Below are 12,791 nucleotides of genomic sequence, written 5' to 3' on the forward strand. Positions count from 1 at the left end.
ACAGAGTACTGGTCAAGTCACCGCCCCCGTGAGATGTTTGGCGGACAAAGCACTTGTCATAGGTGGCCAACCTTGAGCAACACCCAGCCTGCAACCGTTCCGACTGACCTGCCAACCTGGACGCGGCAGCCGAACCAGCCCGTGACCTACCCCCGCATGTTTGTGGAGGTGTCCCGGGAAATGGGTGCGGACCCCGCTGACATACTGCAGCAGGCCGGCCTGCCACCCGGCGCCCTGGATGACCCCGCCGGCCGTATTTCGTACTTGCAGACCCTGCAGGTGTTCGCCGCAGTGCATGCCGCCATTGGCGACACCGCACTGGGGTTCGACAACGGCTTACGCCTACCCCTGACCGCCCACGGCAGCCTGGGCTACGCCTTAATGTGTGCCCCCACCTCACGGAAAGCCATCGCGATTCTGGAGCGGTTCTGGAACCTGCGGGGGCGCGGCGTGTTGATGACCGTACGGCAGACCGAAAACCACCTGTTCTTCGAAATCGAACCGGAAGTGCCCCTACCCGAGCCGCTACGGGAAATGATGTTCAGCTCCATCCTGACCAGCATCGTTCGGGGCATGGAGTTCGTGCAGCCGATTCAGCCCAGCGAACGGGAAATCTGGCTGCGGGGGCCAGAACCACCGGGATACCAGCGTCGCCAGCAGCAGGTGCCCGGGGTAAGGTTCAACATGCCCAGCGCCGGTGTGCTCCTGGGCGGCGATCCATCGTGGCTGGACGAGCCCCTGCCCACCGCCAACCCCGAAGGCCTGGCCCAGGCGCTGGCCCAGTGTGAGCGGGAAAGCGCACTGACCGAAACCGACAACGACATTGCCCGCCAGATCCGCGCACACCTGGTGCTGGACCAGAACGGCTACCCCACCCCGGAGCAGCTGGCCGCCAACCTGTGCCTGACACCCAGAACCCTACGCCGGCGTCTGCACGAACAAGGCTTGAGCTACCAACAAATCCTGAATGACGTGCGCCGGCGTGATAGCTGCCACCTGCTCGCCACCTCCGACCTGGAGATCCAGAGCATCAGTGAACTGCTAGGCTACGCGGACCCGGCGAACTTTACGCGGGCGTTCAAGAGTTGGACGGGGAAGGCGCCACGGGTGTGGCGGCGGGATAATGGTCAGACGCCCAGCCATTCGGCCAGTTGAAGGTTGGCTTGATCAGGCCCGCAATGCGTCGTCATCTAACCGCAGATAAGCTACCGTTTCCCACCATACATCCGGGCGATTGAGCTGATCGGTTCGCGGCATCTTCGGTAACGGAACCGGCATTACCGCCCGCTGACGGGCAAACCTGTCCAGCTCGGCTCTTGAAACCTCATGGAACTCGCGCTCACCATCCCCCGGCCCATGCCGCAGAGTTATGACCAGCAAACCCGCTGGCCCAAGCAATTCCGTCAGTATTCGGAACGCCCTTTCCCGTACGGTTGGGGGCAGGTGCATCCAGACCGCGGATACCAAAATCAGATCGAACCGGTAACTCAGCTTGCGGATCTGACCAAGGTCGGGCAGCGAGTCGCTGACCCACTGGATACTCCGGTGAGCAGTAGCTGACGCACCCAGCCTCAGAAGCTCGGCCGCTGGCTCAACTGCAACCACATCCCAACCCCGTTCCGAGAGAGCCAGTGCATCCCGCCCACTGCCGGCACCGACATCGAGAGCCAGTCCGGTTTTGTTGTCCAGTTGGGGGATCCAATCGTTATGGACCTGTTCGAAGGACAGGGACTGATACTGAGCAAAAAAGTCTTTGGCCCGGAGGTTGTAGGGATTCAATGGCATTCCCGTTTTCCCTTCACTGAAACGCTTTGGGGTGAAGTTTTGCTTTATTTGCGCATAGCCAAATCAAATTGGTACAGCCCGTCAACAGTCTCACTATTGTTCAGAAAAGTGAACAATTGCCATGCATTGTATACTGGGGCAATGTGCCCTCAGCTCGCCCATTTCAGATAAGTGAGAGATCAGCTCCCATGGCCACTGGACAGCATTGGACCGACCGAGAAATTGCCTTAACGGTCGCGGATTACATGAAGATGCTAACGCTGGAGCTAGCGGGACAGAGCTACAACAAAACTGCGCATCGGAGAGCTCTCCTGGAGCAGCTGGACGGACGCAGCAAAGGCGCGGTTGAGCTTAAACATCAGAATATAAGTGCCGTTCTCCGCGATTTGAACTGTTTCTGGATTCCCGGCTACAAGCCGAGGGGCAATTATCAAGAGGCCTTGGCACATTACCTCGAGGCTTGGATCAATACACACCCGGAGTTCGATCGCGCTTCACAGTTTGCAGTGGAGCAGCCCGCCTTTATGCCCAGCGGCATCGAGCTTTCGAAACTTCTGGTCGATGCACCTACGCCCTCGAACGAAGTTAAAGAAACTCACCCGACATACGCCGTAAAGAGATCGCCCTCAAAACGCGACTACGTTGCCCAGGAAGCCCGCAACTCTGCACTTGGTGCCGCTGGCGAGTTACTAGTAATGGAGTATGAGGAATTCAGGCTCAGATCCGCAGGAAAAAAAGCTCTCGCGGACCGCATCGAACACGTGTCCCAATCACAGGGAGATGGCCTGGGTTATGACATTCTCTCTTATGAAATCTCAGGGAAAGAACGTTTTCTCGAAGTAAAAACCACGGCCTTCGCTAAAGAAACACCCTTTTACGCCTCAAGAAATGAAGTCTCGTTCTCAGAAGAATTCCAAGAACAATTCCATCTCTACCGTCTTTTTGAGTTTCGAAAATCACCGAAGCTGTTTTCATTGCCAGGAGCCATAGGCAACCATTGTTCAATGGACCCTGTCAGCTTTATCTGTAAACTCCGATGAGTTGTGGCGCATCCTCAAAGGGTTCCCCCCCCCCCCAATCTGTCTGATTTTTCGCCAAATCCCTACGGAATCACTCCCTCAATTCCTGATAGAATGCTCACCACGAAAATGTTTTCCGAAGTGGACACCCAATGATTTCAGAGAGTAAAGCCGAACATCGTGCCGATTCGGCTGGCGCCGCCAATCATTCCGTGACTGAACTTTCTCGGAAGTTCTGCGTCGCCCCCATGATGGACTGGACCACCACCCACTATCGCTACCTGGCGCGCCAACTCAGCCGCCACACCCTGCTCTACACGGAAATGGTGACCACCGGTGCGCTGATTCATGGCGATACCGCCCGCTTTCTGCGCCATGACGAGGCGGAATATCCGCTGGCGCTGCAGCTGGGCGGCAGTGATGCCGGTGAGCTGGCGCATTGCGCGAAGTTGGCGGAGCAGTATGGGTTTGATGAGGTAAACCTGAATGTGGGCTGCCCCAGCGACCGGGTGCAGAACAACATGATCGGCGCCTGCCTGATGGGGCACCCGGACAAGGTGGCCGAGGGAGTGCGGGCGATGATCGACGCCACCGGCCTGCCGGTGACGGTCAAGCACCGTATCGGCATTGACGGCCGGGAGTCCTGGGAGGATCTGTGCGAGTTTGTGGAGAAGGTCGCGGCCGCCGGTTGCCGTACGTTTATTGTCCATGCCCGCATTGCCATTCTTGAGGGCCTGAGCCCCAAGGAGAACCGGGACATTCCGCCGCTGAAATACGACTGGGTGTATCGTCTGAAAGCGAAATATCCGGAGCTGGAGATCATCATCAACGGCGGCATCAAGACCTTTGAGGAGTGCCACCAGCACCTGGAACACACGGACGGCGTGATGCTCGGCCGGGAGGCCTACCACAATCCCTGGCTGCTTGCGGGGGTCGATCCGGTGTTCTTCGGGCAGCCCGCACCGGTACAGAGCCGCCATGAGGCGTTGCGGGCGACGCTACCGTTTATTCAGCGCGAACTGGAACGGGGCGTGTTCCTTACACACATGTCACGTCACCTCTTGGGACTGTTCCATGGACAACCCGGTGGCCGTCAGTTCCGCCGCTACATCAGCGAGAATGCCCATAAATCCGGGGCGGGACTGGAGGTTATCGAAGAGGCCCTGGCCAGGGTTCGGGAACCCGCGGAAGCAGCAATCGCGCCGGCTTAATCAGATCTATACGTTTTGTTGTCTTGTTCCTGTCAGAGCAGCCCGTTATTGTAGGGAAAACAACTGAGACACGACGACAGGACAACGAATGACCAGCAAGCTTGAACAACTGAAATCCATGACCACGGTAGTAGCTGATACCGGTGATCTGGATGCCATCGCCCAGTGGCGCCCCGAGGATGCCACCACCAACCCTTCCCTGCTGCTGAAAGCCGCTGCGTCAGACGCCTATCGCCCCATGCTGGACAAGGCCGTTGCCATGGCCAGCCAGCAAGGCGGGTCTGATGCCGAGCAGCTGGCCTACGCTACGGATGCGCTGGCCGTACTGGCCGGGCGCGAGATTCTGGAACTGATTCCCGGCGTTGTCTCCACTGAGGTGGACGCGCGCCTGTCTTTCGATACCGACGCCACTCTGGCCCGCGCCCGCAGGCTGATCGATCTGTACCGGCAGCAAGGCGTGGATACCAGCCGGGTGTTGATCAAGGTTGCCTCTACCTGGGAGGGCATTCGCGCGGCAGAGCAGCTGGAAAAAGAAGACATTCATTGCAACCTGACACTGCTGTTCTCGTTTGTGCAGGCTGCAGCCTGTGCCGATGCCGGCGCTTTCCTGATCTCGCCGTTCGTGGGCCGTATCCTCGACTGGCACCTGGCCCACAGTGATCGGGACAGCTTCCCGGCGGCGGAAGATCCCGGCGTCCAGTCTGTCTCCCGCATCTATAATTACTACAAGGCCAATGGGTTCAAGACCGTGGTGATGGGCGCCAGTTTCCGCAACCTCGGTGAGATCGAGATGCTGGCCGGCTGTGACCGCCTGACCATCAGCCCTGCCCTGTTGCAGGAACTGAAGGATGATACCGCACCGCTGAAGCGCCAGTTGTCAGCAAACACCGCCAGCAGTTCCGATGGATTCGGCGCGATGGACGAACGCCTGTTCCGCTGGGAATCCAATGAAGATGCGATGGCCACCGAGAAGCTGGCCGAAGGCATTCGTCGCTTTGCCGCCGACCAGATCGAGCTGGAAGGTCGTGTCAGGCAATTGGCCAAAGCCGCGTAACCGCCGTGCATTAAGAGGAGTATTCTTCAGGTCATGATCGAACGTCTGAAGCAGTTATTTGCCCCTACTGAGGAAACCCGGGAAGAGCCGGATCGGCATTCGCTGGCGGTGGCCGCCACCGCGTTGATGGTCCAGCTCTCGCGCATTGATAACAACGAGGATGAGCGGGAACTGCAAACCATTGTGGATTGCGCCGTCAACGCCCACGAGGTCACCCGGGAAGAAGCCGAGGAGATCCTTCAGGATGCCCTCAACCACGCGGATGACGCCACATCACTGTACGAATTTACTGGCCAGATCAATGAGCATCTGGACCAGACCGCAAAGCAAACCCTGCTGGAGAGCATCTGGCGGGTAGCGTTTGCCGATGGCCGCATCGACAAATACGAGGAACACCTGATTCGCCGTATGGCCGATTTGCTGCATCTTAATCATCGCGAATACATGCAGGCTCGCCATCGTGCGGAAGGCGCGGACTGACTGTTAAAGGAGTCAACATGCTTGCCATTCTCCACCCCGATACACCACTGGATAGCGACGCCTACCGGCAAACCATGCACTTCCTGGAAAACCTGCCCGGCGTCTCGGTTCGGGTTCATGAGGTTCAGGGCGCCAGCCAGCGGCTGACAGAAATCTACCTGCTGGGTGATACCAAATCGCTCGACAAAGAGGAAATTGAAGCCCTGCCGGCGGTGGAGCGGGCTATCCGCATCTCCGATGACTACCGTATTCTGGGTCGCCACCGGGACGACAAGCGCCAAAGCGGTTTTAACTACAACGGGGTGGAGTTCAGCCAATCCAACCTGAACATATTCGCCGGGCTGTGCGCCGTCGACGTGCCCGAGCACGTGGAAATGATGATGCAGGCCCTGGAGGAGCACGGTGAGGTCTGCACCCGCATGGGCGCCTACAAGCCGCGCACCAACCCCTATTCCTTCCAGGGCCATGGCAAGGGCTGCCTGCCCTGGGTGTTCGAAAAGGCGGGCAAACATGGCATCAAGGTGATTGCCATGGAAATCACCCATGAAAGCCACATTGAGGAAATCGACACCTGCCTGGAGAAACTGGGTCGCCCCACCGGCGTGATGCTTCAGGTGGGTACCCGCAACACTCAGAACTTTGAGTTGCTGAAAGCCATTGGTCGCCAGAGTACCTACCCGGTACTGCTGAAACGGGGCTTCGGCATCACTCTGAACGAATCTCTGAATGCTGCGGAATACCTGGCCAGTGAGGGCAATGCCAATGTCATTTTCTGCCTGCGGGGCATGAAAACCGAGGCCGGCCAGCCCCATCGCAACATGGTGGATTTTGCCCATGTACCCGCGGTGAAGCGTCTGACCCGTATGCCGGTGTGTGTGGATCCGTCCCACTCTGTAGGGAGCCGTGAGAAATCTCCCGACGGCATTCTCGATGTCATGCACGCCACCGCTCAGGGCGTGATAGCCGGCGCTAACATGGTACTCGTGGACTTCCACCCGAAACCGGAGAAAGCCCTGGTGGATGGCCCACAAGCGCTGCTGATGAACGAACTACCGGCCTACCTGGAAGACATTCGTTTGTGTCACGACACCTGGAAAAAACGCCAGGCCATTTATCAACGCTTAAAGGAATCAGCAACAGAATGATTGTCTACGGACACCGTGGGGCCAAGGGAGAAGCCCCGGAAAATACACTAGCCGGATTTACCCATGCCTACCGGCACGGCATCCGCCACTTCGAACTGGATCTGGTGTTGTCGAAAGACGGTAAGCCAGTGATCGTCCATGACCTGACGGTGGATCGCACCACCGGTCAGGAAGGCGCCGTCGCCAACTACACTGCCGACGAACTGGCAGCAATGGATGCGAGAGGAAGCGCGACGCCATGGTCGACCAAAATCGGCATACCCAGCCTGGAAGTCCTGCTGGATGAGTTTGCCGACCTCGAACACCTGCAGCTTGAGGTCAAGAAGGACAATCGGCAACGGTTGAACATCCTCTGTAACCGCCTGACGGAAATCATTCAGCGCCGGAGTCTGCATTTCCGGGTCACGGTGACCTCGTCGGATGTGTGGTTCCTGCAACAGATTCGGCGACGGGACAAGAACATCTCTATTGGCCTGGTCGCCGAGCGCAAGTTTCCCCGGCCGATCAATGTGGCCTCGCGACTGCATTGCCAGTATCTTTGCGTGAACTGGAAAATCTGCTCAAAAGCCATGGTGGATGATGCGCATCGCCGAGGCATGCACGTATCGGCGTGGACCGTAAACCGAATTCACGACATGCTGGAACTGGAGAAGTTCGGCGTCGACAGTATCATCTCCGACTACCCCACCAGTACCCGCATGTATTTCGACAACCGTGCGAATTCGGTCCTCAGCCTTCCCCACAACGGGACACTTGAGAGCGCGACCGAAGGCACGGCAGTTTCCACGGATTAGAAGATCCGATTCAACCCATTCAACGCCGCTACCCGATAGGCTTCAGCCATGGTCGGGTAGTTGAAGGTGGTGTTGATAAAATAGTTCAGGGAATTGGCTTCCCCTTCCTGGTTCATGATGGCCTGCCCGATATGGACGATCTCGGCCGCCTGGTCACCGAAACAATGGATGCCCAGGATTTCACGAGTCTCGCGGTGGAACAGGATTTTCAACATACCCACGGCTTCACGAGTGATCTGAGCACGGGCCAGATCCTTGAAGAAGGCCTGGCCGACCTCGTAAGGCACCTTGGCTTCGGTCAGCTCACGCTCGGTCTTACCCACCGAACTGATCTCGGGAATGGTATAGATACCGGTCGGCACATCCGATACATAGCGGAAGTATTCATCATGCAGGATGTCAGAAGACGCTGAGCGACCCTGATCGTAGGCGGCACTGGCCAGGCTTGGCCAGCCAATCACGTCGCCAGCAGCGTAGATGGTATCCACTTCGGTGCGGTAGTGTTCGTTCACGGCCAGTTGGCCACGGCCGTTGGGTACCAGGCCAACGTTATCGAGACCCAGCTTTTCCGTATTACCGCTGCGACCGTTGCACCAGAGAAACGCATCGGCACGGATTTTCTTGCCAGACTTCAACGACAGCACCACGCCATGATCATCGCCATCAACCGACTCGTATTCCTCATTGTGACGAACCAGAACGCCGTTATTACGCAGGTGATAGCTCAGCGCGTCTGAAATCTCATCATCCAGGAACGTTAGCAGGCGGCTGCCCGGGTTAATCAGGTCAACCTTCACGCCCAGACCGGCAAAGATAGACGCATATTCCGAACCGATCACACCGGCACCGTAGATAATCAGTGTACGAGGGGTGTGAGACAGGTTCAGGATAGTATCGGAATTATAAATCCTGTGGTGACGAAAATTCACATCCGGCGGAAGGTAAGGCCTGGAACCGGTGGCAATAATCGCCTGTTTGAAGTGCAGCGTCTCGACAGACTTGCTACCGCGAACTTCTATGCGGTGCTCGTCCAGAAAGGACGCGCGTCCGTTAATCAGGTCCACCCGGTTACGGGCATAAAACTGGGTTCTCAGCTTGACCTGCTTATCAATCACCTTTTGTGCGTTCTGAAGCACACGCGGAAAAGAAAACCAGCGGGGTTCGCCAATGTCCCGGAACATCTGGTTGGTGTTGAAGGTGATGATCTGCTTTACAGAGTGACGCAGCGCCTTGGAAGGAATGGTCCCCCAGTGGGTGCAGTTTCCGCCAACGGTGGGTTTGTCTTCGATGATCGCGACACGCTTACCGTGTTTCGTCGCATTCATCGCTGCGCCTTCTCCAGAAGGACCAGCGCCGATAACGACGACGTCGTAATGATGCTCTGCCATGCGTGCAGTGACTCCTTATGTACGCCGTTTAAATGTGCTTGTAGTTATGGAAACGAAGTTAGCGATCCTCAACCTTGGTGGCATCGTAACTCAACGCTTCAGCAGACTTGCCTTCGTTGGCAAGGCGCTCGTTTTCTTCTTCACACTTTTGCGTGTTACCGCCACAAATATCACAGGACTTGCTGATACCCAGAGCGCCGATACCGCCGCAGGTGCCGCTGATTGGCTTGCGACCGAAAATGACACCGATCGACATGGCAGCCACCAGCAAGGAAACAATCAGTAAAACCAACAGAAAGGTACCCATAAGCCCTCCCCTAATCTGTAAGGTACGCCGTGAACGCAGGTGTGTAATGAGTCTCAAACCCGTTATCACTGCGTACGATGAAATAAGCCGCTATGTTTTCACGGGTAGCCAGTGCCTGTGCCCGCTCATACCCCATAACGTTGAATCCGGTCGCCAGTGCATCGGCCAGCATAGTGTTGTCAGCGATCACGGTCACGGAAGCAAGGTTGTGCCGAATCGGCTTACCTGTCTCAGGGTTAATTGTATGTGAATAACGACGGCCTTCCGATTCGTAATAGTTACGATAATCCCCGGACGTCGCCATGGCCTGGTGATCCAGCGCCACGACACGGTTAATCTGACGACGCTCGGATACCGGCTGCTCAATGGCCAGACGCCAGGCATCACCATTGGGCTTTCGGCCGTTAACACGAACTTCCCCACCAATTTCCACGAGATACGCTTCTACGCCCGCCTCTTCCAGGTAGCGTGCAACAGCATCTACGCCGTAACCCTTGGCTATCGCCGACAGATCAATGTACTGGGGGCGATCACTTCTGAATGCAGACGGCTCTGGCCTAAGCTCGATGTTCTCATAGCCTGTGGCATCAAGCCTTGATTTAAGTTCCCCTTCTTCGGGGACCTTGTCCGGCCTGGCCTCGGGTCCGAACCCCCAAAGGTTAACCACCGGACCGATAGTGACATCAAAGGCACCCTCGGTAAGACTAGACACCTGGGTCGCCACGGCGAGTACTTCGTAGAGAGCCTCCGAGAGCTCAATCCATTGCGATTGATCCTCCCGACGGTTGAGCCGTGAAAGCTCCGAATCCTCACGCCACGTTGACATGGACGCATCCACATCTTCAAGAACCTGCTCTATACCACTCCCCAGAGTCTCAAGGCGGGCCTCGTTATCAGTCAATACGACATTGATATGGTACTGGGTGCCAAACACCGGGCCGGCAATTTCCCAGATTTTTTTCTCTGACTCAAACGAACAGCCCGCCAGCGCGGCAACCCCCAGCGCCATAAAGACGCTGAGCATTACCCCCCTGGCGGGCCAGAACATGCGGGATGTCATCTTGGTAGATTACCCTCCGAAGTCATCCAGCATGATGTTCTCGTCCTCAACACCAAGATCCTTCAGCATCTTGATCACGGACGCGTTCATGATTGGGGGCCCACACATGTAGTATTCACAGTCCTCAGGCGCGGGATGGTCCTTCAGATAGTTTTCATACAGCACGTTGTGGATGAACCCTGTGGGTCCTTCCCAGTTATCCTCGGGTAGCGCATCGGACAGTGCCACGTGCCACTCGAAGTTGTCGTTTTCCTCGGCCAGGCCGTCAAAGTCTTCCACGTAGAACATCTCGCGGACACTTCGCGCACCGTACCAGAAGCTGATCTTGCGCTTGGAGTTCAGTCGCTTGAGCTGATCAAAGATATGGGAGCGCATCGGTGCCATACCTGCACCACCACCAATGAACACCATTTCAGCGTCGGTCTTCTTGGCGAAGAACTCACCAAACGGCCCCATCACGGTCACCTTGTCACCCGGCTTCAGGTCGAATACGTAGCTCGACATGATGCCCGGCGGATAATCCGTTCCAGGAGGTGGCGTGGCAATACGGATGTTGAACTTGAGCACACCGCGCTCTTCCGGATAGTTCGCCATGGAGTAGGCGCGGATGGTCTCTTCCTTGTTGATCGCCTTGTAACGCCAGATGTTGTGCTTGTCCCAGTCCTCGTGGAACTCCTCTTCAATCGCGAAATCCTTGAAATCGATCTCGTAGGGAGGACACTCGAGCTGGACGTAACCACCGGCACGGAAATCAACTTCCTCGCCTTCGGGCAGCTTCAACACCAGTTCCTTGATGAAGGTCGCTACGTTGTGGTTCGAGATAACCTCGCATTCCCACTTCTTCACGCCGAAAAATTCCTCCGGCACTTCGACCTTCATGTCCTGCTTGACAGGGACCTGACAGGACAGGCGCCAGCCTTCCTTTTCTTCACGATTGGTGAAGTGGGTCTTTTCGGTCGGCAACATCGCGCCGCCGCCTTCCAGAACCTTACACTTACACTGGGCACAGGTACCGCCACCGCCACAGGCTGATGACAGGAAAATGCCGCTGTTTGCCAACGTACCCAGCAGTTTGCCCCCCGCTTCCGTCGTCAGGGTGTGTTCCGGGTCGTCATTGATTTCGATAGTCACATCACCGGTGCTTACCAGCTTGGAACGGGCCGCGAGGATAATCGCGACCAACGCCAGTACGATAACGGTGAACATGACCACGCCGAGAATAATTTCTGTACTCATGGTCTCGCCTTTTCGTTAAACCGAATCACCGGGTTGATTACAGTGAAATGCCAGAGAATGACATGAAGCCCAGGGACATCAGACCAACAGTAATGAAGGTGATACCCAGGCCACGCAAACCGTGCGGCACGTCGCTGTATTTCAGTTTCTCACGGATGCCGGCCAGGGCAACAATGGCCAGCGCCCAGCCCAAACCGGCACCGAAGCCGTACACCACACTCTCACCAAAGGTGTAGTCCCGCTCAACCATGAACAGCGACGCACCAAGGATGGCGCAGTTCACCGTAATCAGCGGCAGGAACACACCCAGCGCGGCGTATAGCGCGGGGATGTACTTGTCCAGCACCATTTCCATGATCTGGACAATCGCGGCGATAACACCGATGTAGGTCAACAGGCCGAGAAAGCTCAGGTCAACATTGGAGAGACCGGCCCACTCAAGCGCGCCTTCACGGAGAATGCTGTTATACAGCAGGTTGTTCACCGGCACGGTTACGGTGAGCACGACTACCACGGCAATACCGAGACCAACAGCCGCCTCAATCTTCTTGGAGATCGCCAGGAAGGTACACATCCCCAGGAAGAAGGCCAGCGCCATGTTCTCAACAAAAACGGCCTTCAGAATCAAGCTGATATAATGTTCCATCAGAAGGCCTCCTTGGCGGTGTGGCGAGACATCTTGTAGTCGGGCTCTTCAACCTGCTCCGGCTTCCAGGTACGCAGGCCCCAGATCGCCAGACCGATGATGAAGAATGCGCTTGGCGGCAGCAGCAAGAGACCGTTCGGCACGTACCAGCCGCCTTCGTTCACTACCGGCATCAGGGACACACCAAACAGTGACCCGGCACCCAGAAGTTCACGGAAGAACGCAACGAAAATCAGCAGGACAGAGTAACCCAGACCGTTACCGATGCCGTCCAGGAAGCTCAGCCAGGGGCCGTTCTTCATGGCAAAACCTTCCGCGCGGCCCATCACGATACAGTTGGTGATGATCAGACCAACAAATACCGAAAGCTGCTTGGAGATCTCGTAGGCGTAGGCCTTGAGTATCTGATCGACCACGATAACCAGTGACGCAATGATGGTCATCTGTACGATGATCCGGATACTACCCGGAATCTGGGCACGTACCAGAGACACTGCCAGGTTGGAAAACGCAGTTACAGAAATAACCGCCATGCACATAACCAGCGTAACGTTCATGCTGGTCGTGACAGCCAGGGCGGAACAGATACCAAGAATCTGCAACGCGATCGGGTTGTTACTGAAAATCGGTTCGAAGAGAACCTGTTTGGCTGAAGCGTCTGCCATG

14 protein-coding genes are annotated in these 12,791 nt (G+C 56.7%); 7 read left to right on the forward strand and 7 right to left on the reverse strand.

Annotation, left to right across the window (positions count from 1 at the left end; translation table 11 throughout):
* Positions 1–72 precede the first annotated feature (72 nt).
* Positions 73–1,155, forward strand: a complete 1,083-nt coding sequence (locus MARLIPOL_RS00425) for an AraC family transcriptional regulator (protein ID WP_012136065.1) — start codon at positions 73–75, stop codon at positions 1,153–1,155.
* A 12-nt stretch (positions 1,156–1,167) separates the two neighbouring features.
* Here the strand turns inward: MARLIPOL_RS00425 and MARLIPOL_RS00430 are convergent, their stop codons facing one another.
* On the reverse strand, positions 1,168–1,785 hold the full coding sequence (locus MARLIPOL_RS00430; RefSeq protein WP_012136066.1) for a class I SAM-dependent methyltransferase: 618 nt from the start codon (positions 1,783–1,785) through the stop codon (positions 1,168–1,170).
* A gap of 188 nt (positions 1,786–1,973) precedes the next feature.
* Here MARLIPOL_RS00430 and MARLIPOL_RS00435 point away from each other — a divergent pair, with 188 nt between their 5' ends.
* From MARLIPOL_RS00435 to MARLIPOL_RS00460, 6 genes are all read left to right on the forward strand, one after another.
* Positions 1,974–2,825: a DUF3883 domain-containing protein gene (locus MARLIPOL_RS00435; protein WP_012136067.1), complete on the forward strand. Its 852-nt coding sequence runs from the start codon at positions 1,974–1,976 to the stop codon at positions 2,823–2,825.
* A 131-nt stretch (positions 2,826–2,956) separates the two neighbouring features.
* Positions 2,957–4,015 (forward strand): tRNA dihydrouridine(20/20a) synthase DusA, encoded by a 1,059-nt coding sequence (gene dusA / locus MARLIPOL_RS00440; protein WP_012136068.1) that lies wholly within the window; start codon positions 2,957–2,959, stop codon positions 4,013–4,015.
* An 88-nt stretch (positions 4,016–4,103) separates the two neighbouring features.
* The gene (tal, locus tag MARLIPOL_RS00445) at positions 4,104–5,069 is read left to right on the forward strand and encodes a transaldolase (protein WP_012136069.1); all 966 of its coding nucleotides are present in this window, start codon (positions 4,104–4,106) and stop codon (positions 5,067–5,069) included.
* Positions 5,070–5,102: 33 nt separating this feature from the next.
* On the forward strand, positions 5,103–5,549 hold the full coding sequence (locus tag MARLIPOL_RS00450; RefSeq protein ID WP_012136070.1) for a tellurite resistance TerB family protein: 447 nt from the start codon (positions 5,103–5,105) through the stop codon (positions 5,547–5,549).
* Positions 5,550–5,566: 17 nt separating this feature from the next.
* Complete coding sequence (locus MARLIPOL_RS00455; RefSeq protein ID WP_012136071.1) at positions 5,567–6,694, forward strand: phospho-2-dehydro-3-deoxyheptonate aldolase; 1,128 nt, start codon at positions 5,567–5,569, stop codon at positions 6,692–6,694.
* Complete coding sequence (locus MARLIPOL_RS00460) at positions 6,691–7,488, forward strand: glycerophosphodiester phosphodiesterase (RefSeq protein ID WP_012136072.1); 798 nt, start codon at positions 6,691–6,693, stop codon at positions 7,486–7,488. Before MARLIPOL_RS00455 ends, MARLIPOL_RS00460 begins: the two co-directional genes overlap by 4 nt.
* Here the strand turns inward: MARLIPOL_RS00460 and sthA are convergent.
* From sthA to MARLIPOL_RS00490, 6 genes are read right to left on the reverse strand one after another with little or no spacing between them, the layout of a single operon-like run.
* The gene (sthA, locus tag MARLIPOL_RS00465; protein ID WP_012136073.1) at positions 7,485–8,876 is read right to left on the reverse strand and encodes a Si-specific NAD(P)(+) transhydrogenase; all 1,392 of its coding nucleotides are present in this window, start codon (positions 8,874–8,876) and stop codon (positions 7,485–7,487) included. The two genes, MARLIPOL_RS00460 and sthA, sit on opposite strands and share 4 nt — an antisense overlap.
* A 58-nt stretch (positions 8,877–8,934) precedes the next feature.
* Positions 8,935–9,183, reverse strand: coding sequence for a (Na+)-NQR maturation NqrM (nqrM, locus tag MARLIPOL_RS00470; RefSeq protein WP_012136074.1), 249 nt, complete (start codon positions 9,181–9,183; stop codon positions 8,935–8,937).
* A 10-nt stretch (positions 9,184–9,193) separates the two neighbouring features.
* Positions 9,194–10,243: an FAD:protein FMN transferase gene (locus MARLIPOL_RS00475; protein WP_036190236.1), complete on the reverse strand. Its 1,050-nt coding sequence runs from the start codon at positions 10,241–10,243 to the stop codon at positions 9,194–9,196.
* A gap of 9 nt (positions 10,244–10,252) precedes the next feature.
* Positions 10,253–11,479: an NADH:ubiquinone reductase (Na(+)-transporting) subunit F gene (gene nqrF, locus MARLIPOL_RS00480; protein WP_012136076.1), complete on the reverse strand. Its 1,227-nt coding sequence runs from the start codon at positions 11,477–11,479 to the stop codon at positions 10,253–10,255.
* A 37-nt stretch (positions 11,480–11,516) separates the two neighbouring features.
* A complete protein-coding gene (gene nqrE, locus MARLIPOL_RS00485; RefSeq protein ID WP_012136077.1) occupies positions 11,517–12,125 on the reverse strand; it encodes an NADH:ubiquinone reductase (Na(+)-transporting) subunit E in 609 nt (202 codons plus the stop codon).
* Positions 12,125–12,790 carry an NADH:ubiquinone reductase (Na(+)-transporting) subunit D gene (locus MARLIPOL_RS00490; RefSeq protein ID WP_012136078.1) on the reverse strand — a complete coding sequence of 222 codons (666 nt, stop codon included), beginning with the start codon at positions 12,788–12,790 and terminating at the stop codon, positions 12,125–12,127. Before MARLIPOL_RS00490 ends, nqrE begins: the two co-directional genes overlap by 1 nt.
* Position 12,791: the final 1 nt, after the last annotated feature.

The organism is Marinobacter lipolyticus SM19 (assembly GCF_000397065.2).
GTDB classification, from domain to species: Bacteria; Pseudomonadota; Gammaproteobacteria; order Pseudomonadales; family Oleiphilaceae; genus Marinobacter; species Marinobacter lipolyticus.

Bases quoted from the DNA above. Each gene is read 5' to 3' on its own strand.
- MARLIPOL_RS00430 (WP_012136066.1), bottom strand. From the start codon at position 1,785: ATGCCATTGAATCCCTACAACCTCCGGGCCAAAGACTTTTTTGCTCAG.
- MARLIPOL_RS00435 (WP_012136067.1), top strand. From the start codon at position 1,974: ATGGCCACTGGACAGCATTGGACCGACCGAGAAATTGCCTTAACGGTC.
- dusA (WP_012136068.1), top strand. From the start codon at position 2,957: ATGATTTCAGAGAGTAAAGCCGAACATCGTGCCGATTCGGCTGGCGCC.
- tal (WP_012136069.1), top strand. From the start codon at position 4,104: ATGACCAGCAAGCTTGAACAACTGAAATCCATGACCACGGTAGTAGCT.
- MARLIPOL_RS00450 (WP_012136070.1), top strand. From the start codon at position 5,103: ATGATCGAACGTCTGAAGCAGTTATTTGCCCCTACTGAGGAAACCCGG.
- MARLIPOL_RS00455 (WP_012136071.1), top strand. From the start codon at position 5,567: ATGCTTGCCATTCTCCACCCCGATACACCACTGGATAGCGACGCCTAC.
- MARLIPOL_RS00460 (WP_012136072.1), top strand. From the start codon at position 6,691: ATGATTGTCTACGGACACCGTGGGGCCAAGGGAGAAGCCCCGGAAAAT.
- sthA (WP_012136073.1), bottom strand. From the start codon at position 8,876: ATGGCAGAGCATCATTACGACGTCGTCGTTATCGGCGCTGGTCCTTCT.
- nqrM (WP_012136074.1), bottom strand. From the start codon at position 9,183: ATGGGTACCTTTCTGTTGGTTTTACTGATTGTTTCCTTGCTGGTGGCT.
- MARLIPOL_RS00475 (WP_036190236.1), bottom strand. From the start codon at position 10,243: ATGACATCCCGCATGTTCTGGCCCGCCAGGGGGGTAATGCTCAGCGTC.
- nqrF (WP_012136076.1), bottom strand. From the start codon at position 11,479: ATGAGTACAGAAATTATTCTCGGCGTGGTCATGTTCACCGTTATCGTA.
- nqrE (WP_012136077.1), bottom strand. From the start codon at position 12,125: ATGGAACATTATATCAGCTTGATTCTGAAGGCCGTTTTTGTTGAGAAC.
- MARLIPOL_RS00490 (WP_012136078.1), bottom strand. From the start codon at position 12,790: ATGGCAGACGCTTCAGCCAAACAGGTTCTCTTCGAACCGATTTTCAGT.